The following is an 18128-nucleotide window of genomic DNA, read 5'->3' as shown; positions in this document are numbered from 1 at the left end:
GATAAGACGAAAAGTCTGAGAATGCACAAAGTTATATGAGCACATCACCAACAGAACGTGAATATTTCCTCGACTCGATCCGGGCATGGCTGATGCTATTGGGGATCCCGTTTCACATCTCACTGATTTACTCCAGCCACACCTGGCATGTTAATAGTCAGATGCCCTCCTGGTGGCTGACGCTGTTTAATGACTTTATTCACGCCTTCCGTATGCAGGTGTTTTTTGTCATATCCGGCTATTTCTCTTACATGCTGTTTCTGCGCTACCCGCTCAAACGCTGGTGGAAGGTGCGCGTGGAGCGAGTGGGGATCCCCATGCTGACCGCCATTCCGCTGCTGACGCTGCCGCAGTTCATTATGTTGCAATACGTCAAGGGCAAGGCGGAGAACTGGCCAAATCTGTCCCTGTACGAAAAGTACAATACGCTGGTCTGGGAGCTGGTGTCTCACCTGTGGTTCCTGCTGGTCCTGGTGGTGCTCACAACGGTCAGCATGTTTATTTTCAGCCGCCTGCGCCATCATTTGAGTCATAAAGCCGACACCTACTTCGCCAACATCACGATGGGCAAACTGACGGTGCTCTTTTTGCTGCTCGGGATCGCCTATGCCGCCGTGAGACGAACCCTGTTTATCGTCTATCCGCCGATTTTGAGCGATGGGTTGTTTAATTTCGTGGTCATGCAATCGCTGTTCTACATTCCGTTCTTTTTAATCGGCGCGCTGGCCTTTATACATCCGAAACTTAAATCGCTGTTTACCACCCCGTCACCGTGGTGCGCGCTGGGGGCTACTCTCGCGTTCGCGGCCTATCTGCTGAACCAGCGCTACGGCAGCGGCGACGCCTGGATGTATGAAACGGAAAGCGTGATCACCATGCTGCTGGGCTTGTGGATGGTGAATGTGGTATTCGCGCTGGGCCACCGTTTGCTGAACTTCAAGTCCAGCCGCGTGACCTACTTCGTTAACGCATCGCTGTTTATCTATCTGGTGCATCACCCGTTGACGCTGTTCTTTGGGGCTTACATCACCCCACATATCGCCTCCAACACGCTGGGCTTCTTTACCGGCCTGGTGTTTGTGGTGGGGATTGCAATCCTGCTCTACGAAATCCATCTGCGGATCCCGCTCCTGCGTTTCCTCTTTTCAGGAAAACCACAGGCGAAAGCATCATAAACAACGCGGCGCACAAAGTGCGCCGCGTTTGCTTCAGGTGTCCAGTTCCTGCCCGCGCTGGGTCAGCAGCCGTTGATAAAGGTGCGTGGTTTCTTCATCAAAACAGACAAAGATAACTTTCTCCGGCATCGGTTTTAACGACAGATAGCGGTAAACAGTTTCGACGGCAATCGTTGCAGCGGCCGCTTTAGGGTAGCCATACACGCCGGTGCTGATAGCCGGAAACGCCATGGTTTTGTAACCGTTGTCGGCGGCAAGCCGCAGACAGTTTCGGTAAGCCTCTTCCAGAATACTCGCTTCGTGCCGATCGCCGCCGTGCCATACGGGGCCTACGGCGTGAATGACCGCTCTGGCAGGCAGGTCACCCGCGAGCGTAATCACCGCATGACCGGGAGGACATTCGCCCTGTTGTTGCCGTACGGTTTTACAGGCTTCCAGCAGCTGTGGGCCAGCCGCCCGGTGAATAGCCCCGTCCACTCCGCCCCCTCCCATCAGGGATGGATTGGCCGCATTGACGATGACGTCGACGTGCATTGTCGTAATATCACCATGGATAACTTCTATTTGCGGTTTCATAAAGCCCCTCTGCAACCCGCCTTTTTTGTAAGTGTATCGCAGTGGCGTCAGGGAGAAAAAACTATCAGAAAAAATCCTCTTCCGCCCAGGGACGGAAGAGTGAGCATTAGCGATACTGGATTTCGACAACTGCGAGCGTTTTTTCAGGATTAAGGTATTTCATGCTCAGCGTCGCCAGGTTTGAATCAGACGCCTTGCCGTTGAGCGCCTCTTCATAACTGACCATACGCGTTTGCATACGGTTATTTTCAGGGCATGACATGGCAAACTGTCGCTGTTGCGGTGTGACTTCACAGGGGTCTGCGACAATAGCACCGCGAAAATGAATCACACCGCCCTCAGCAAAGGTGGCTGAATATGCAGGGAAACTAAAAGCAGAAACGATCAGGCCCAGACCCGTCAAGAGCTGAGCGAAAGAGTTCTTCATTACAGGTACTCCTCAATGAAAATCGTCCTTGAGGGGTAAACGCGCTTCATTTATGACAAACGAAGTCTCACGTTAAGGAACATAATGACTTGCTCCCTGATATCAGCATAGCTCAACGGTACAGCCCCGCCACATTCTCAACTAATTGATTTAGCGAATAATTATAGCGAGCGCTCCGCTGGCGACCACTGCTGTGATAGATGAAGCGATTTACCATCAGAAACGGTGACAACGATTTTTACCGTGTCGCCTGCATGAATATTTAAACTCAACCGCATCAAATCAATCGTCTGATTAGCGGGGATAAAAAGTGTGTTTTGCTGTCGGGAAGAACTTTGTCCCCCCTGCCCTTCCCGCACTGAGACAATCTGGACCTGACAATCACACGGTTCCGTCAGCATGACCTGTGGAATAATGGTGGTCATATTTTCCTGCTGGGACGTTTTAAAGGTTATCTGACTGGAAAGTGCCGCAAGGAGAATTAAGGTATTCATGATGAACTCCCGAAAAAAAACAGGGCGCACGCCCTGTTTTTTTGTAGCACAGATTTCAGTATTAATACTGATAAGCTGATGCGTGGTTACCTAAACCAATCTGGGTAACGTTGACAGTAGAATTAGAGGCAGTTTGGTCAACAAGTGCACCGTTAAATCCACCGTACTGGCTCACATTCATCGTGGAGTCGTGACTGTTCCACTGATCAAGTGTTGCGCTGTTGGCAAAACCATTCTGGGTCAGAGAAATGGTGCTGTCATCGGAACCTTGTCCAACATCCGCGCCATTACCGCCACCACTCTGGCTAATAGACAGAGTTGAATTTCTGGCATTAGTCTGCAAGGCGACAGCTGAGTTACCGCCACCGCTCTGGTAAATATTCAGGGTTGAATTTGGGCCATAGCCGCCATGACCATGACCGTGTCCATGGCCCCAGCCACCTTGATCAATAAGACCGGCCATAGCACTACCAGAAACTACGATTGCTGCAAGAGCTGCCACTTTGATAAATTTCATGGTAAAACCCCCATCGGATTGATTTAAGTCGCCGCGAATAACTAACGTTGAATAACGCGAATGGCCATTTGCGACTGTTTTTGCACTACAACTGCGGTTTTCTGTGTACCGTACTGCGTGATGCTTGCTCTATTACCCGACCCTTTCTGGATAATTTTCGCACTATTTCCAAATCCGTCTTGCGTAATATCAGCATCATTCGCGAAGCCGCTCTGAGCGATATACGCAAAATTATAAGTCCCTGATTGATCAACTTGCGCCCTGTTACCTGACCCATCCTGGGAAACGATGGACAGTAATTTTGAACCGCCCTGGCGAACCTGCGCATCATTTAATACGCCCTGCTGACCAATAATGGCTGCCTGATTTAATGACAAACGGCTTAATTCATTAACCGCAAAGTTATATTCAGCGTTAGCCAAATCTGTATTCGCTGCGGCTACAAACCCAGGCACCCCCAGTAATGTAAACATCATAAATAACGATGTGTTTTTCATGTTGTCACCCTGGACCTGGCTATTTTAAATTTCCATCACCGTATAGCTATGGCTTCATGTTAGAACGACTTGTATTTTGTTAACGCGTCGTTACGGTGAAGAGTATGTCCGCTGAAACATTTTAAATATCTCACCCGCGCGGCTTATTTTTATTTATCAGGTCACCACAAAGTCGTAATTTTCAGAAAAAATCACTTTAATCAGGCCAGCTTATTTTTTTATAACGCATTTCCTTAAAGCGGGTTGTACAACAGGGGAAAGGCTGTCCACGCTTCTTCCCGCGTTGTTTAAACGTAACGGCAGCAGAACATTTTTTCTCATCACGTGACACGAGACCTGTTTTCTTAAGCTCAAGCCTCGCTCATTAGAGGACTTAGAAATAATCAGTAACTCATACTTGATTAATGTGATTAAAAAATATCAAATAATGTTAATAATCAATCAAATAAAAATATTTGTATGATTTTTAAAATCTGTGCATCTATATTTATGTGTACAACTTTTTTATCAAATCCCGCCATTCAACACGACGTCATTTTACAAGTTAATATTGATTATTACATTTAGTTACATGTTTAACACTTGCTTTAAACTTCGTAAAAGCTAGATTGAAATTAGATGTACGAAATTGGTTTTATATTTACCTCCCTGCGGAGGTTATGGTTTGTTTCTACACACAGCAGTGCATCATCTGTCAGTATTTCTGGGGTCCTCTTTTAAACAGGAGGACGGCTGCCAGGTGCCAAAAAAAGTGGGGTTTCATCATGTATAATGAAGTCCATAGTTTACATGGTCATACATTACTGTTGATCACAAAACCTTCTTTGCAAGCGACCGCTTTATTACAACATTTAAAGCAAAATTTATCACTGAACGGGAAATTGCATAATATTCAACGTTCTTTCGATGATATTGCACCTGGCAGCATCATTCTTTTCGATATGATGGAAGCTGATAAAAAGCTTATCCATTACTGGCAGGATACTTTAAGCAGGAAAAACAATAATATCCGCGTGCTATTATTGAACACGCCTGACGAGTACCCGTTCAAAGATATTGAAAGCTGGCCGCATATCAATGGCGTTTTCTACGTCACTGAAGAAGAAAATCGGGTGGTAGATGGCCTGCAAGGTATATTGCGCGGAGAGTGTTATTTTTCGCAAAAGCTTGCCAGCTATCTCATCACGCACTCCGGAAACTATCGCTACAACAGTTCAGAGTCAGCGCTGCTCACGCACCGCGAGAAAGAGATCCTGAACAAATTGCGCATTGGTGCTTCAAATATTGAAATCGCCCGTTCGTTATTTATCAGCGAAAATACGGTAAAGACTCACCTTTATAATCTTTTCAAGAAGATAGCTGTTAAAAACCGAACTCAGGCGGTTTCATGGGCAAACGATAACCTCAGGCGTTAATCATATGAAGCGCACCTTGAGTTGGATTGCCGCAGCGGGCTTTCTGCTCGCTGCCGGGAACCTGCAGGCCGTCGAGGTCGAAGTTCCTGGATTGTTAACAGACCATACTGTCTCATCGGTCGGGCACAATTTTTACCGTGCTTTCAGTGATAAATGGGACAGTACCTATACCGGAAATATAACAATCAACGAGCGGCCCAGTGCACGATGGGGAAGTTGGATAACAATAACGGCTAACCAGTTCGTTATATATCAAACATTTTTATTCCCCACGAAAATAGACTTCGATAAAAACGTAGCCTTAGCGCTGGCACAATCAGAAGACGCTATTAATCGCCTGCAAATAGATAAAGCCCTATTAAGCACCCGCGATTTAGCAAAAGACGAGTTCTAGCGAACCGATATCCGGAGGCTGTCATGCGTATTGCATATGCAGTTGTTTCGATAATGCTGATAACCCCTATAAGCTGGGCCGGGAATATGACGTTTCAGTTCCGTAACCCCAACTTTGGCGGTAACCCTAACAACGGCGCGTTCCTGCTGAATGAAGCTCAGGCGCAAAACTCCTATAAAGATCCCAGCTTTAAGGATCTTGGCGTGGATACACCCTCCGCGCTGGATAACTTCACTCAGGCTATCCAGTCGCAGATTTTGGGTGGTTTGCTGACCAACATTAATACCGGCAAACCCGGCCGAATGGTGACGAATGACTTTATTGTCGACATCGCTAACAGGGATGGACAGCTCCAGCTGAACGTTACCGATCGTAAAACCGGAAAAACCTCCACCATTCAGGTTTCCGGCCTGCAAACTAACTCAACTGACTTCTAAACAACCACAAAATAAGGACAACGATCATGCAGCGCTTCCTGATATTTGTTGCAGTGTGCTTATTGAGCGGTTGTTTAACTGCTCCACCTAAAGAAGCTGCAAAACCAACATTAATGCCTCGGGCCCAGAGTTATCGTGATTTAACGCATTTACCTTCCCCTACGGGGAAAATATTTGTCTCCGTGTACAACATTCAGGATGAAACCGGACAGTTCAAGCCTTATCCGGCAAGTAACTTCTCCACGGCAGTGCCGCAAAGCGCCACCGCCATGCTGGTTACCGCGCTCAAGGATTCGCACTGGTTTATTCCTCTGGAACGCCAGGGGTTACAGAACCTGCTGAATGAACGGAAAATTATTCGTGCCGCACAGGAAAATGGCACCGTCGCGGACAATAACCGGACGCCTCTGCAATCGCTGGCGGCGGCAAACGTGATGATTGAAGGATCGATTATTGGTTACGAAAGTAACGTTAAATCGGGCGGTGCGGGTGCACGTTACTTCGGTATCGGCGCAGATACCCAGTATCAGCTCGACCAAATCGCCGTAAACCTGCGTGTAGTCAACGTCAGCACGGGCGAAGTGCTCTCTTCGGTGAATACCAGCAAAACCATACTGTCTTATGAAGTGCAGGCCGGGGTGTTCCGCTTCATCGATTACCAGCGTTTGCTGGAGGGTGAAATCGGCTACACCTCTAACGAACCGGTTATGATGTGCCTGATGTCAGCCATTGAAACCGGCGTGATCTTCTTAATCAACGACGGTATCGATCGCGGGCTGTGGGATCTGCAAAACAAAGCAGACGTGCAGAACCCGATACTGGTGAAATACCGCGATATGTCAGTACCTCCGGAATCCTGACAGGAAGCGTATAAAAAAGGCGAGATACCTATCTCGCCTTTTTTTATTCACTCACCGCAGTGATGTTTTGCGCTTTGTCCCGCCGGGATGCCAGCCAAAGACCGCTGTTTTTCATGGCATAGCCAAACAGCAACCCCAGCGCCAGTGAAGGGACAACCAGCTTCCAGTCACCCTGCCCTGCAAAGGTCGCGCACGCTCCCATAAAGGTGCCCGGCACAAACGAAAGCAGCAGATGCTTAGCCTGAATGCACATCAGGAAGGCGACGACGCCCGTCATGATATACCCCAGCATCTCCAGATGCGGCGCCAGCGCGCTGCCTTTCATGATCACCAGCGCCCAGATAACACCGCTCATCAGCGTGCAGCCTGAAATAAACAGCCCTTTGACGCCGCCCTGCGGGCAGGCGAAGTAGGCCGTGCAGCCGAGGAACCCGGCCCAGCTGAGCAATCCGAGAGACACGGCCACCCAGCCCCACAGCCCGGAGAGAATGCCCGTCGTTAATGCGATACAAAGTAATATGTTCATGGTGCGCATCTTAGCAGAAGCGCACCATGGAAATGAGATCATCCGCACATTACGTGCAAATCAAAATGAGACGTTGCAGAATTTATGTGATCTAAATCACTCCTCATTCTCTTCTTCCAGCTCATCCCACATCGCCGCGATCGCGTCGCGGGTCAGCGGAGCCAGCGTTCTCCAGAATGGCGAGGTGGCATGCGCTTCGACCTTACCCAGGAACGTCCCGACCCACGGCAGCAGATACGTTTCGAACAGGGTTTCGATGGCTTCGTTCTCATCATCTCCGGCGTTGTCTTCGATCCAGGATGCGGCCAGCAGCAGCGTACCGATATGGTCCGCAGGCGTATCGGTTAGCGGCATACCGCGGGTGGAGAGGAAAGCGCGGACTTCCGCTTCCGTTGCACCTTCCTGCCAGGCAGAACGGTATGGCGACACGCGGCACTCATCACCGACGAACAGCGCATTGTAATCCGTCGCAATCTGCTGCATATCGCAGCTTTTTTGCAGACGTTCCAGTAAATCATCCTGTTCCAGCGGCCAGTTCTGCGCCAGCTTACCTTCACGAATTAACGTAAAGAGCGGCACCAGCAGCGGGTCTTGCGGCTGGCGATAATAGAGCGTACCCAGCACGCGACAAAGGATGGAGAACTCATTCATTTTTTTATTCCATTACACAATTAAAGATCGGCAAATTCGGCAATCGGCTCCATTCCGCGCGACTCGAGGAAATCGAGCATGCGGCGCGGGGTCACGTTCAGGATTTGCGCTTCCGGGAAGTTAACGTCATTCAGTACTTTCAGGCACTCGCTGAAATCACCCAGCGTAAACGCGGTATGGGAATCTGAGCCCAGCGCCACCATGCCGCCCGCATCGCGAACGGCGGCCGCCACTTCGCGGCAGTTAGCTTCACTGCCCTTACGCGAGTGAACAAAGGAGGAGTTGTTAATCTCCAGCGCCACGCGATGCTGCGCAGCCGCCTGCGCCACAGCCTGAATATCAATCGGGTACTTCGGGTTACCCGGGTGGCTAATAATATGCACATTGCCGCTGGCAATAGTGGCAATCATCGCCGCAGTGTTGGTCTCTTTATCCTGGGGCGCAAAGACCGGCTCGTGAAAACCGGCAAGAATCAGGTCAAGGGAGGTCAGCATCGGGCCGGTGCAGTCGATCTCACCGTCGGTATTTTTGATGTTCGCCTCAATGCCGCGCAGTATCCCAATGCCGTCCACCAGACGTGGCCAGATCCGCATATTCACAAAATGCCAGTAGTGCGGCGCATCCGCCATGTCCGGGCCATGATCGGTGATCGCAAAAAGCGTGATGCCTTTGAGCTTCGCCTGGGCGATATAATCATGGAGGTTGCTATACGCGTGGGTACTGGCGACGGTGTGCATATGCAGGTCAACGGGATACATCTCTCTCTCCTCTGCGGTTTTTTCAAAGGATAGCAGTTATCAGCGGCGAATATTAGCAAAAACCCGGCGAACGCCGGGTTTCCGTTAGTAACCTCGTTGTCTGTCGACCTGCCCGGTCACCGGGTTGCCCTTTTCCATTTCACTGATGGTATGCGATATATACGCCACCGCTTCAGCCGGACGCGTCACGGCGGCCACGTGCGGGGTCATCGCCACGCGCGGGTGCGCCCACAACGGGCTTTCCGCCGGCAGCGGCTCGCGGCTGTAGACATCCAGCATGGCACCTTTTAGCTTTCCGCTGTCCAGCGCCTTCAGCAGATCGGCCTCGACCAGATGCACCCCGCGCGCCAGGTTCATCAGGTAGCTCTCATCGGCTAACTGGCCGAGCAGGGCTTCATTGATGATCCCCACCGTTTCCGCCGTGTTTGGCAGCAGGTTGATGAGCACGCGCGTGCCGTTCAGAAAGGCCGGGAGTTCATCCGTTCCGGCAAAGCTCTCCACGCCCGGATAATCTTTGCGGCTGCGGCTCCAGCAGCGCAGCGGGAAACCCCACGGGGCGAGGGCTTCAGCCACTTTTGAGCCCAGCACGCCGGCGCCGAGAATGCCGATGGTAAACTCATCGCGCTGGTAATCCGGCAGCGGCTCCCAGTGGGCCTGCTGTTTAAAGGCCTGATAATCGTCGAAGCGGCGGAACCAGTGCAGCACCTGGCTCACGGCATACTCCTGCATCTGCTGGCCCATCCCCGTATCTTCGAGGCGGAACAGCGGAATATTGTCAGGCAGCATTTCTGGATGCGCTTTCAGTTTACTGAGTATCGAATCCACGCCGGCTCCCAGGGCAAAAACGGCCTTCAGCTTACGGCCCTGCAGCATTTCTACCGGCGGATGCCAGACCAGCGCGTAGTCAGCATGTTCGTTATCACCGCGCTTCCACTCGCGAACGCGTGCGCCGGGTAACGCCGCCGTAAGCGCCTTGATCCAGTAAGCCGTATCGAACGTGGGGTGATAAAAGAGTATATCCATAGTCATTCCTGCCTTTTATTGCGCTGATTTATTTTGCTTTTTAACTGGATTGTCAGCATAACAAATTTATTGCGCGTCTGTGTTGCTGATAAAAAAGGCGCTTTCAGCACATTTAAGAATCAGGTTGCCTGAAGTTTGTCTAAACGCGCTAAATTACTGAAAAAGTGAGTTGACGGCAGTTCGGCTTTTCCTTACATTAGCGCCCGTCCCGGTAACAACGGGATGACAATATGGTGAGGTGTCCGAGTGGCTGAAGGAGCACGCCTGGAAAGTGTGTATACGGCAACGTATCGGGGGTTCGAATCCCCCCCTCACCGCCATATTTAAAGAAGAGCTCGCATGAAAATGCGGGCTTTTTTTTTGCATGTTGTACACATGCAGGGGGGATGAGAATCCCCGACCGGGGTTCGACAACTGGCGACAGCCAGTTGGACAGACTGAGAGCGTAGCGAACAGGCTGCCCGCAGGGCGAGCGAAGCGAGTCAATCCCCCCCTCACCGCCATATTTAAAGAAGAGCTCGCATGAAAATGCGGGCTTTTTTTTTGCATGTTTTACACATGCAGGGGGGATGAGAATCCCCGACCGGGGTTCGACAACTGGCGACAGCCAGTTGGACAGACTGAGAGCGTAGCGAACAGGCTGCCCGCAGGGCGAGCGAAGCGAGTCAATCCCCCGGCGCTATATGCAGCTCGGTGCGGCCTGAGCCCCTCACCCTGCCCCTCTCCCCAGGGGAGAGGGAAGTGCTACTCCTCCACCATCTTCGCATACTCTTCCGTCAGAAAATCCACCAGCGTTCTGACGGACGGCAGTAAACCGCGTCTGGAGGGATAAACGGCGTGAATCACTTCCCGCCTCGGTTCCCACGCCTCAAGCAGCCGAACCAGCTCCCCCGATGCCAGCTGATCCTTCACCATCAAAATCGGCAGCTGCACCACGCCGATGCCTGCCATCGCAGCTTCCCGAAGCGCGAGCATATCGGTGGTGATCAGCCGGGGATAATAATGGATCTCCGCTCTGGCGCCGCCGGGGCCGGACAGTTCCCATTTATGGATATGTTTACCCTCATTCATGCTTAGTCCGGGCCAGGCGCTGAGTTCAGACGGGGCAACCGGTTCTCCCATGCGTTGAATCAACGCCGGACCGGCGACCAGACAATGGCCCCTGTCAGCCAGCACCCGTAACACCAGGTCGCTATCATCAAACGGCCGCGGGCGCACGCGGATCGCGATATCCACCCCCTCACCCACCAGGTCAACCCGCCGGTTAGTCGCCTCGAGCTGAAGATTGATCCCGGGGTAGCGCGCCATAAAACGCGCCAGCATCGGGCCAACGTGGACATGCAGCAGCGTTATTGGGCATGTGATCCTGACGATGCCCCGCGGTTCAGCCTGCAGCGCCGCCACGGCTTCCTCCGCGGCCTCCGCTTCCACCAGCATCGCTTTACAGTGCTGATAGAAGGTCTGCCCGACCTCGGTCACCGTGAACTGTCGGGTTGTTCTCTGGATAAGCCGCACGCCAAGGCGCTCTTCAAGCTGCGCTATCCGGCGGCTTAGCCTGGACTTGGACAGGTCAAGCGCCCTTCCCGCCGCCGCAAAGCCACCGTACTCGACCACCTTCACAAACCAGACAAAGTCATTGAGATCCTGCATAAATCCTCATCGTTCCATTTTCAGAACAGTGAATGCCATTTTCACTATCTACCGGGATATTAATGCTGAATATAAGCTAATTACATCAACAGAACATCAGGAGTTAATCATGAAAAACGTAACAGGCGTTTATACCGCTCCTCGTCAGCACTGGGTTGGCGATGGTTTCCCGGTACGTTCAATGTTCTCTTATCAGACGCACGGCGAGCCGCTCAGCCCGTTCCTGCTGCTGGACTACGCGGGCCCATACACCTTTCCGGCAGATGGTGCGAAACGCGGCGTAGGCCAGCACCCTCACCGCGGTTTTGAAACGGTCACCATTGTCTATTCCGGTGAAGTGGAGCACCGCGACTCTACGGGCGAAGGCGGCGTAATCGGCCCCGGCGACGTGCAGTGGATGACCGCAGGCGCAGGCATTTTGCACGAGGAGTTCCACTCCAGCGCGTTCTCGCAGAAGGGCGGGGAACTGAAAATGATGCAGCTTTGGGTCAACCTGCCGGCGAAAGACAAGATGGCGACGCCGGGCTACCAGAGCATCACGAAGGACGCGATCCCGGTGGTAACGCTACCGGACAACAGCGGCACCCTGCGGGTGATTGCCGGCCGCTACGACACGGCTACCGGCCCGGCGCACACCTTCTCGCCGCTGAACGTCTGGGATATCACCCTGAATCAGGGCAGTCACGTCACGCTCAATCAGCCCGAAGGCTGGAGCACAGCGCTGGTTGTGCTTGAAGGCAGCGTCTCGGTGAACGGTACGGCTCAGGCGGGTGAAGCCCAGCTGGTCGTCCTGAGTCAGGAAGGCCACAAACTGCACCTGGAAGCCAGCAGCGATGCAAAAGTGCTGCTGATGGCCGGCGAGCCGCTGAATGAACCTATCGTGGGCTACGGCCCGTTTGTGATGAACAGTAAAACCGAAATTAACGAAGCCATTCGTGATTTCAACTCCGGCCGCTTCGGCCAAATCCGATCGTAATAAAGGAGAAGAAAATGTCTACACCTGCGAACTTTAATGGCGCACGTCCGGTTATTGATGTGAACGATGCGGTGATGCTTCTTATCGATCACCAGAGCGGCCTGTTCCAGACCGTTGGCGATATGCCAATGCCGGAACTGCGCGCCCGTGCGGCAGCGCTGGCAAAAATCGCAACACTAGCGAAGATCCCGGTGATCACCACCGCGTCCGTTCCGCAAGGGCCGAACGGACCGCTTATTCCGGAGATCCACGCCAACGCGCCGCATGCGCAATATGTTGCCCGTAAAGGCGAGATCAACGCCTGGGATAACCCGGAGTTTGTGGCGGCGGTAAAAGCGACCGGACGCAAGACGTTGATTATTGCAGGCACGATCACCAGCGTCTGCATGGCCTTCCCGTCGATCAGCGCGGTGGCAGACGGGTATAAAGTCTTTGCGGTGATTGATGCCTCCGGTACCTACAGCAAAATGGCTCAGGAGATCACCCTGGCGCGCGTGGTGCAGGCCGGCGTAGTGCCGATGGACACGGCGGCGGTAGCCTCTGAGATCCAGCGGACGTGGAACCGTGAAGATGCCGCAGAGTGGGCTGAGGTATACACCCACATCTTCCCGGCTTACCAGCTGCTGATTGAGAGCTACGGCAAAGCGCAGGAAGTGGTTAAAAACAGCGAAGTGCTCGATTCACAGCGTTAATCCCCTGCTCCACGGCGTAAAAACCGTGGAGCTGATTATTGCTTAACCGAACAGGCACTAAAGCTGAAAATATGCTTGACCGTGTTAGCGCAACTCCCTATAGTAGCGCCCCGTTGCCCCCCAAGCGGTCAGGCAGCAAAACAATATGGTGAGGTGTCCGAGTGGCTGAAGGAGCACGCCTGGAAAGTGTGTATACGGCAACGTATCGGGGGTTCGAATCCCCCCCTCACCGCCATATTTGAGATGAGAGCTCGTACGAAAGTACGGGCTTTTTTCTTTTGGATCGCCACCAGGGGATTCGCCCCCTGGAACTCCCGCGTTCTTCATGCCTGGTGGCGCTGCGCTTACCCGGCCTACGGTCAGGGTTTTTGTAGGTCGGGTAAGCGCAGCGCCACCCGACATTATGCCAGCACAAAAAACAAAGCCCGGTTTCCCGGGCCTTGAACACAACAGCAAACTCAATAATACGCTTGCAGCGTGCGCTGACAGAGCGCCGAGCGCACGCAGTCATCTTTGGTGAAGCGTACCACCCCAATCATCTCATCTTCCTCAAAACGTGACATGGCGTCGCTCAGTCCGGATTTCACGCCGGACGGCAGGTCACACTGGGTAATATCGCCGTTAACGATAACCGTCACGTTCTCCCCGAGGCGCGTTAAAAACATCTTCATTTGCGCAGCGGTCACGTTCTGAGCCTCGTCAAGAATGACGACCGCATTTTCAAATGTACGTCCGCGCATATAGGCGAACGGCGCGATTTCCACCTTGCCAATCTCTGGTCGCAGGCAGTACTGCATAAAGGATGCGCCCAGACGTTTCACCAGTACGTCATAGACGGGCCTGAAGTACGGGGCAAACTTCTCCGAAATATCGCCGGGCAAGAAACCGAGATCTTCATCAGCCTGCAGTACCGGACGGGTAACAATAATGCGCTCCACGTCCTTATGGATCAGCGCTTCCGCCGCTTTAGCCGCGCTAATCCAGGTTTTCCCGCATCCGGCTTCACCGGTTGCAAAGATGAGCTGTTTACTCTCGATAGCATTCAGGTAGTGCGCCTGAGCCTCATTGCGCGCCACAATTGGAGAATTATCACGGCTGTCTCGGGCCATGCCAATTGCTTCTACGCCACTCATCTGCACAAGCGAGGTGACCGATTCTTCTTCACGCTGTTTATGGCTACGTGAATCCCGTCTCAGCACACGTTTTGCTTCGCGACGAGCTTTGATCACTGCTTTTTGTCTTCCCATGGATAGCACCTTGAGTTGTTGGTATTCATCACACGCGCCAGCTTCGGCACGATTATGCGCACGAACATCAGAGGGTTGGCTTCCTTGTAAGCCATTGCTTGCTTTATCGGATGACGATACGGAACAGCTACGCGCACCGTTCTGCACGTCGGTCGAATCAGATTCTTGAGGAAGGGGGGAGAATTTAGTGGTGAGGAAATCGCTGCCGGAGTCTGAGCCTCCGCGCCGGGTGCTGCGGTTGTTATATTTACCTTGTCCAGTACAGGACGCAACCATTCGCGATCTCCATAGTGATACAGCATCACTGCCGGGAACTACCGCTGTCTTATCTTAAGTACATCAGGAGTTATCATAAATGCAACATTTATTTTACCTGAATGCAACTTTTAAGACTGCCCCTACAGTTGAAATCAGTCTCATATAGAAATATTACAGAAATATAACAGCAGGATAGTCATATGAAAAAATAATGTCCCCGCGTACGGTTGCGGGGACAATTATCAGGCTTCAATAAGACCCTGAGCGAGATACGCGTTGCTGTCGCGCACGCCTGGCAGGGCGAAGAAATAGCCGCCGCCGATAGGTTTAATGTACTCTTCCAGCGCTTCGCCGTTTAAGCGCTTCTGCACGGTCAGGAAGCCTTTTTCCAGATCGTGCTGATAGCAGACGAACAGCAGCCCCATATCGAGCTGGCCGGCGTTGGTCACCCCGAGGGAGTAGCTGTATCCGCGGCGCATCATCAGGCTGGACTGCGTCTCTTTGGTGCGCGGGTTGGCCAGCCGAATATGGCTGTCCAGCGCAATCACATCGCCGTTCGGGTCGCTGGCGTAGTCGGGTACGTCATGCTCGTTCTTCATGCCGAGCGGCGCGCCGCTTTGCTTATCGCGACCGAAGATCGTCTGCTGCTCTTTGAGCGGCGTACGGTCCCAGAACTCGACGTGGAACTGAATGATCCGCACCGCCTGATAGCTTCCCCCCACCGCCCATGCCGGTTCGCCCTGATTTGCGGTTACCCACACCACGTCTTTCATCAGTGCAGCATCGCTGCTATCAGGATTAGCGGTACCGTCTTTAAAGCCCAGCAGGTTCACCGGCGTCTCTTTCCCCTTGCTGCGGGCGGCATGGTCAGAGATAAACCCTTCCCGCTTCCAGCGCACGCTCAGCAGATCCGGCGTGTGCTTGATGATATCGCGAAGGGCGTGGATCACCGTGTCCTGAGTATTGGCGCAAATCTGCAGGAGCAGGTCGCCGTGGCAGAGGGCGGCGTCCAGCGAGTCGTTCGGGAAGCGCGTCATTTTTTGCAGCGCTTTCGGCTTCTGTTTTGCCAGGCCGTAGCGTGCATCAAACAGCGACTCACCCAGCGAAACGGTAATGGTCAGGTTATCCGGGGCGATAAACGGCCCCAGAATGCCGGAGTCCATCGGCGGCAGGCGCGGGTTCGGCGTATCGGGCGCCGGTCCGCCGGCGGTGAGAAACGCGATGCGCGTCGTCAGCAGGCGGAACAGGCGCGCCAGATCGGCTTTATCGCTGGCCAGCGAATCAAAGGCCACCAGCATCATCGACGCCTGCTGTGGCGTCAGTATGCCCGACTGATGCTCGCCATAAAACGGCTGCGTCTCCATGCGGGCATTAGGTGACAGCGTGCCGGGCGCGCTTTGCGGCTTCGCCGCATGCGCTACCGGACACCCGCCAGCCAGAGCAAGCGCGCCACCCAGCGCCCCCACCCCTTTTAACAATCGACGACGTGAAGGCTCAATCGCGTCGTTCTCACTATGCTTGTTCATCGTGCTTAGTCCAGACCCAGTACGCCACGCAGCAGAGAGAGATCTTCCGCCAGGGCGGTAATTGGGCCTTTCAGCGCGTTACGGTCGGCATCGGTCAGCTTGTCGTAAGTTTCAAACCCGTCTTTGGTACGGTACTTCGCCAGAATGGTGTCGACTTTTTTGAAGTTGGCATCCACTTTAGCCAGCAGTTCACCGTTCTCTTTCTGCAGCTGAGGACGCAGCAGGTTCACAATTTTCTGCGCGCCGTCGACGTTAGCCTGGAAGTCCCACAGGTCGGTATGGCTGTAGCGATCCTCTTCGCCGCTGATTTTGCTCGCGGCCACTTCTTCAATCAGACCGGCCGCGCCGCCCACCACTTTTGACGGCGGGAAGGCCAGCTCGCTAATACGCTTTTGCAGCTCCAGCACGTCGCTGTTCAGCTGATCGGCATATTTCTCCATTCCTTTGGTGGAGTTGTCGCCAAACAGGGCTTTTTCCAGTCGGTGGAAGCCGGTAAATTTCGGATCGGCGGCTTTCTGCTCGAAATCATCTTCGCGGGCATCAATGCTGCCATCGAGGTCAGAGAACAGCTCGGCAATCGGCTCGATACGCTCGTAGTGCTGACGGGTTGGCGCATAGAGGGATTTCGCTTTTTCGATGTCACCGGCTTTCACCGCATCGGTGAAGACTTTGGTGCCCGCAACCAGGTCCGCCGTCTCTTTGGTGACGTAGGCTTTATAGGCGGTGATGGCCTCGCCCAGACTCAGCAGCGCTTCGCCCTTCGCGGCATCCTTCGTGGCGTTGCCCTTGACGATCAGCTTACCTTTCGGATTGGTCAGCAGGCCGCAGGTCATGTCGTATTCACCCGGCTGCAGGTTGGCGGTCATCTTCTGGCTGAAGCCAGGGGCGATGTTTTCACGCTCTTCCACCACCATTACGCCTTTGAGGATCTCCCACTCCAGCGCCTTCTGGCTGTGGTTCTGGATGATAAACTGGGTTTTGCCGCTGTTGACCGTGAGGGTCATCGGCTCGCACTGTTTATCATTGACGGTCACTTTGACCTGAGGAACATCAGCGCCCCAGGCAGAGAATGAAGAAGCGAACAGCGCGGCAATGCCTGCGCATAACGCACTACGACGGAACTGAATTGCCATGACTCTTCCCTTTAAAAGTATGTTGTAACTAAATCAACTATTATGGCGTAACGCGCGACGCCTGCGTGCCGGCACGCGGCGGCATGGCAAACAGCACCAGCGCCGGAACCAGATAAATAAAGTACATCGCCACTTCGCTGACGCTCGGCGTTTCCTGATAGCCGAAGATACCTTCAAGCAGGGTGCCGGTCAGTGAGTGCGTAGAGAGAACGTTGCTGAGGTCGAAGGCCACGTCCTGGAAATGGTTCCACAGGCCCGCTTCATGGAAGGCGCGGATCGCCCCCGCCGCCAGACCCGCAGCCACCAGCAGAATAAACAGGCTGGTCCACTTGAAGAAGGCGCCCAGGTTCAGGCGAATACCGCCCCAGTAGAGCAGGAAACCGAGCACCACCGCCGTGGCAAGCCCCAGCATCGCACCCAGCGGTGGCCAGATCCCCACATCCTGCTGAAACGCCGCCAGCAGGAAGAAAACAGACTCCAGGCCTTCACGCGCGACGGCGAAAAAGACCATCATAATGAGCGCCCAGCCGTGGTTATTGCCCTTTTGCAGCGCGTTATCCACCGCCTGCTCCAGCTGCACCTTCACGTTGCGCGAAACCTTACGCATCCAGAACACCATCCAGGTAAGGATCGCTACCGCAATCACGGCGACGATACCCTCAAACAGCTCCTGCTCTTTCTGCGGGAATTCCCCGGTGGTTTCGTTGATGAGGATACCCAGGCCCAGGCAGAGCGCCGCGGCGAGAAATACCCCGACCCACATGACGCCAATCCAGCGCCCGCGCTGGGTTCGCTTCAGGTAACTGGCGATGAGGCTAACGATAAGGGCGGCTTCGAGCCCTTCACGTAACATAATGAGAAATGGAACAAACATGCCGACACCTTAAATGTTTATC

21 protein-coding genes, 2 tRNA genes and 1 other RNA gene are annotated in these 18128 nt (G+C 53.4%); 10 read left to right on the top strand and 14 right to left on the bottom strand.

Annotated elements, in window-relative coordinates; genetic code table 11:
- The first annotated feature begins 35 nt into the window (after positions 1 to 35).
- A complete protein-coding gene (gene mdoC / locus M2433_RS08840) occupies positions 36 to 1175 on the top strand; it encodes a glucans biosynthesis protein MdoC (protein ID WP_264439141.1) in 1140 nt (379 codons plus the stop codon).
- A 33-nt stretch (positions 1176 to 1208) separates the two neighbouring features.
- Here mdoC and ymdB read toward each other — a convergent pair whose 3' ends face one another.
- From ymdB to csgB, 5 genes are all read right to left on the bottom strand, one after another.
- The gene (ymdB, locus tag M2433_RS08835; RefSeq protein WP_045908290.1) at positions 1209 to 1751 is read right to left on the bottom strand and encodes an O-acetyl-ADP-ribose deacetylase; all 543 of its coding nucleotides are present in this window, start codon (positions 1749 to 1751) and stop codon (positions 1209 to 1211) included.
- A 106-nt stretch (positions 1752 to 1857) separates the two neighbouring features.
- On the bottom strand, positions 1858 to 2178 hold the full coding sequence (locus tag M2433_RS08830; protein ID WP_429056892.1) for a type 1 fimbrial protein: 321 nt from the start codon (positions 2176 to 2178) through the stop codon (positions 1858 to 1860).
- Positions 2179 to 2339: 161 nt separating this feature from the next.
- On the bottom strand, positions 2340 to 2672 hold the full coding sequence (gene csgC, locus M2433_RS08825; protein WP_429056889.1) for a curli assembly chaperone CsgC: 333 nt from the start codon (positions 2670 to 2672) through the stop codon (positions 2340 to 2342).
- Between the two features lie 61 nt (positions 2673 to 2733).
- The gene (gene csgA / locus M2433_RS08820; protein WP_025755853.1) at positions 2734 to 3189 is read right to left on the bottom strand and encodes a curli major subunit CsgA; all 456 of its coding nucleotides are present in this window, start codon (positions 3187 to 3189) and stop codon (positions 2734 to 2736) included.
- Between the two features lie 41 nt (positions 3190 to 3230).
- On the bottom strand, positions 3231 to 3686 hold the full coding sequence (gene csgB, locus M2433_RS08815; RefSeq protein ID WP_429056885.1) for a curli minor subunit CsgB: 456 nt from the start codon (positions 3684 to 3686) through the stop codon (positions 3231 to 3233).
- A 764-nt stretch (positions 3687 to 4450) separates the two neighbouring features.
- Between csgB and csgD the strand changes: the two genes are divergently transcribed.
- The 4 genes from csgD to csgG are packed head-to-tail and all read left to right on the top strand — an operon-like array spanning position 4451 to position 6792.
- Positions 4451 to 5101 (top strand): biofilm master transcriptional regulator CsgD, encoded by a 651-nt coding sequence (gene csgD / locus M2433_RS08810; protein WP_429056882.1) that lies wholly within the window; start codon positions 4451 to 4453, stop codon positions 5099 to 5101.
- A 4-nt stretch (positions 5102 to 5105) separates the two neighbouring features.
- Positions 5106 to 5495 (top strand): curli production assembly/transport protein CsgE, encoded by a 390-nt coding sequence (gene csgE, locus M2433_RS08805; RefSeq protein ID WP_047349028.1) that lies wholly within the window; start codon positions 5106 to 5108, stop codon positions 5493 to 5495.
- A gap of 23 nt (positions 5496 to 5518) precedes the next feature.
- Positions 5519 to 5932: a curli production assembly/transport protein CsgF gene (gene csgF / locus M2433_RS08800; RefSeq protein ID WP_047349029.1), complete on the top strand. Its 414-nt coding sequence runs from the start codon at positions 5519 to 5521 to the stop codon at positions 5930 to 5932.
- 26 nt (positions 5933 to 5958) lie between these two features.
- Positions 5959 to 6792 carry a curli production assembly/transport protein CsgG gene (gene csgG, locus M2433_RS08795; protein ID WP_023335235.1) on the top strand — a complete coding sequence of 278 codons (834 nt, stop codon included), beginning with the start codon at positions 5959 to 5961 and terminating at the stop codon, positions 6790 to 6792.
- 43 nt (positions 6793 to 6835) lie between these two features.
- Here csgG and M2433_RS08790 read toward each other — a convergent pair whose 3' ends face one another.
- From M2433_RS08790 to ghrA, 4 genes are all read right to left on the bottom strand, one after another.
- Positions 6836 to 7318 carry a DUF1097 domain-containing protein gene (locus M2433_RS08790; RefSeq protein WP_429056879.1) on the bottom strand — a complete coding sequence of 161 codons (483 nt, stop codon included), beginning with the start codon at positions 7316 to 7318 and terminating at the stop codon, positions 6836 to 6838.
- Positions 7319 to 7414: 96 nt separating this feature from the next.
- Positions 7415 to 7969: a TorD/DmsD family molecular chaperone gene (locus M2433_RS08785; RefSeq protein ID WP_047349032.1), complete on the bottom strand. Its 555-nt coding sequence runs from the start codon at positions 7967 to 7969 to the stop codon at positions 7415 to 7417.
- Between the two features lie 20 nt (positions 7970 to 7989).
- Positions 7990 to 8727: a phosphatase gene (locus M2433_RS08780; RefSeq protein ID WP_429056876.1), complete on the bottom strand. Its 738-nt coding sequence runs from the start codon at positions 8725 to 8727 to the stop codon at positions 7990 to 7992.
- An 84-nt stretch (positions 8728 to 8811) separates the two neighbouring features.
- Entirely contained in the window at positions 8812 to 9750 is a 939-nt protein-coding gene (gene ghrA / locus M2433_RS08775; protein ID WP_429056874.1) for a glyoxylate/hydroxypyruvate reductase GhrA, read from the bottom strand.
- 232 nt (positions 9751 to 9982) lie between these two features.
- Here ghrA and M2433_RS08770 point away from each other — a divergent pair.
- Both M2433_RS08770 and M2433_RS08765 read left to right on the top strand, forming a co-directional pair.
- A tRNA-Ser gene (locus tag M2433_RS08770) sits at positions 9983 to 10070 on the top strand.
- Positions 10071 to 10116: 46 nt separating this feature from the next.
- Positions 10117 to 10253, top strand: a non-coding RNA gene (locus M2433_RS08765) — RtT sRNA.
- Between the two features lie 241 nt (positions 10254 to 10494).
- Here the strand turns inward: M2433_RS08765 and M2433_RS08760 are convergent.
- A complete protein-coding gene (locus M2433_RS08760) occupies positions 10495 to 11400 on the bottom strand; it encodes a LysR family transcriptional regulator (RefSeq protein ID WP_429057932.1) in 906 nt (301 codons plus the stop codon).
- Between the two features lie 109 nt (positions 11401 to 11509).
- Here M2433_RS08760 and M2433_RS08755 point away from each other — a divergent pair, with 109 nt between their 5' ends.
- The 3 genes from M2433_RS08755 (at position 11510) to M2433_RS08745 (ending at position 13303) form a co-directional block, all read left to right on the top strand.
- Complete coding sequence (locus tag M2433_RS08755) at positions 11510 to 12376, top strand: pirin family protein (protein ID WP_429057930.1); 867 nt, start codon at positions 11510 to 11512, stop codon at positions 12374 to 12376.
- 14 nt (positions 12377 to 12390) lie between these two features.
- Positions 12391 to 13068: an isochorismatase family protein gene (locus tag M2433_RS08750; RefSeq protein ID WP_025755865.1), complete on the top strand. Its 678-nt coding sequence runs from the start codon at positions 12391 to 12393 to the stop codon at positions 13066 to 13068.
- 147 nt (positions 13069 to 13215) lie between these two features.
- A tRNA-Ser gene (locus tag M2433_RS08745) sits at positions 13216 to 13303 on the top strand.
- Between the two features lie 223 nt (positions 13304 to 13526).
- Here M2433_RS08745 and phoH read toward each other — a convergent pair.
- From phoH to efeU, 4 genes are all read right to left on the bottom strand, one after another.
- A complete protein-coding gene (gene phoH, locus M2433_RS08740) occupies positions 13527 to 14315 on the bottom strand; it encodes a phosphate starvation-inducible protein PhoH (RefSeq protein WP_008503509.1) in 789 nt (262 codons plus the stop codon).
- A 500-nt stretch (positions 14316 to 14815) separates the two neighbouring features.
- The gene (gene efeB, locus M2433_RS08735; RefSeq protein WP_429053110.1) at positions 14816 to 16099 is read right to left on the bottom strand and encodes an iron uptake transporter deferrochelatase/peroxidase subunit; all 1284 of its coding nucleotides are present in this window, start codon (positions 16097 to 16099) and stop codon (positions 14816 to 14818) included.
- 5 nt (positions 16100 to 16104) lie between these two features.
- Positions 16105 to 17232, bottom strand: coding sequence for an iron uptake system protein EfeO (efeO, locus tag M2433_RS08730; protein ID WP_429053111.1), 1128 nt, complete (start codon positions 17230 to 17232; stop codon positions 16105 to 16107).
- A gap of 40 nt (positions 17233 to 17272) precedes the next feature.
- Positions 17273 to 18106, bottom strand: a complete 834-nt coding sequence (efeU, locus tag M2433_RS08725) for an iron uptake transporter permease EfeU (RefSeq protein ID WP_429053112.1) — start codon at positions 18104 to 18106, stop codon at positions 17273 to 17275.
- Between the last annotated feature and the right edge of the window lie 22 nt (positions 18107 to 18128).

This window comes from Enterobacter sp. AC1 (assembly GCF_050434705.1).
GTDB classification, from domain to species: Bacteria; Pseudomonadota; Gammaproteobacteria; order Enterobacterales; family Enterobacteriaceae; genus Enterobacter; species Enterobacter cloacae_L.
This window is presented reverse-complemented; position numbering and strand designations above follow the sequence as displayed.

Bases quoted from the DNA above. Each gene is read 5' to 3' on its own strand.
- ymdB (WP_045908290.1), bottom strand. From the start codon at position 1,751: ATGAAACCGCAAATAGAAGTTATCCATGGTGATATTACGACAATGCAC.
- phoH (WP_008503509.1), bottom strand. From the start codon at position 14,315: ATGGGAAGACAAAAAGCAGTGATCAAAGCTCGTCGCGAAGCAAAACGT.
- M2433_RS08790 (WP_429056879.1), bottom strand. From the start codon at position 7,318: ATGAACATATTACTTTGTATCGCATTAACGACGGGCATTCTCTCCGGG.
- csgC (WP_429056889.1), bottom strand. From the start codon at position 2,672: ATGAATACCTTAATTCTCCTTGCGGCACTTTCCAGTCAGATAACCTTT.
- csgA (WP_025755853.1), bottom strand. From the start codon at position 3,189: ATGAAATTTATCAAAGTGGCAGCTCTTGCAGCAATCGTAGTTTCTGGT.
- csgE (WP_047349028.1), top strand. From the start codon at position 5,106: ATGAAGCGCACCTTGAGTTGGATTGCCGCAGCGGGCTTTCTGCTCGCT.
- efeO (WP_429053111.1), bottom strand. From the start codon at position 17,232: ATGGCAATTCAGTTCCGTCGTAGTGCGTTATGCGCAGGCATTGCCGCG.
- csgG (WP_023335235.1), top strand. From the start codon at position 5,959: ATGCAGCGCTTCCTGATATTTGTTGCAGTGTGCTTATTGAGCGGTTGT.
- M2433_RS08785 (WP_047349032.1), bottom strand. From the start codon at position 7,969: ATGAATGAGTTCTCCATCCTTTGTCGCGTGCTGGGTACGCTCTATTAT.
- M2433_RS08750 (WP_025755865.1), top strand. From the start codon at position 12,391: ATGTCTACACCTGCGAACTTTAATGGCGCACGTCCGGTTATTGATGTG.
- efeB (WP_429053110.1), bottom strand. From the start codon at position 16,099: ATGAACAAGCATAGTGAGAACGACGCGATTGAGCCTTCACGTCGTCGA.
- mdoC (WP_264439141.1), top strand. From the start codon at position 36: ATGAGCACATCACCAACAGAACGTGAATATTTCCTCGACTCGATCCGG.
- M2433_RS08755 (WP_429057930.1), top strand. From the start codon at position 11,510: ATGAAAAACGTAACAGGCGTTTATACCGCTCCTCGTCAGCACTGGGTT.
- M2433_RS08780 (WP_429056876.1), bottom strand. From the start codon at position 8,727: ATGTATCCCGTTGACCTGCATATGCACACCGTCGCCAGTACCCACGCG.
- csgB (WP_429056885.1), bottom strand. From the start codon at position 3,686: ATGAAAAACACATCGTTATTTATGATGTTTACATTACTGGGGGTGCCT.
- M2433_RS08830 (WP_429056892.1), bottom strand. From the start codon at position 2,178: ATGAAGAACTCTTTCGCTCAGCTCTTGACGGGTCTGGGCCTGATCGTT.
- ghrA (WP_429056874.1), bottom strand. From the start codon at position 9,750: ATGGATATACTCTTTTATCACCCCACGTTCGATACGGCTTACTGGATC.
- M2433_RS08760 (WP_429057932.1), bottom strand. From the start codon at position 11,400: ATGCAGGATCTCAATGACTTTGTCTGGTTTGTGAAGGTGGTCGAGTAC.
- csgF (WP_047349029.1), top strand. From the start codon at position 5,519: ATGCGTATTGCATATGCAGTTGTTTCGATAATGCTGATAACCCCTATA.
- efeU (WP_429053112.1), bottom strand. From the start codon at position 18,106: ATGTTTGTTCCATTTCTCATTATGTTACGTGAAGGGCTCGAAGCCGCC.
- csgD (WP_429056882.1), top strand. From the start codon at position 4,451: ATGTATAATGAAGTCCATAGTTTACATGGTCATACATTACTGTTGATC.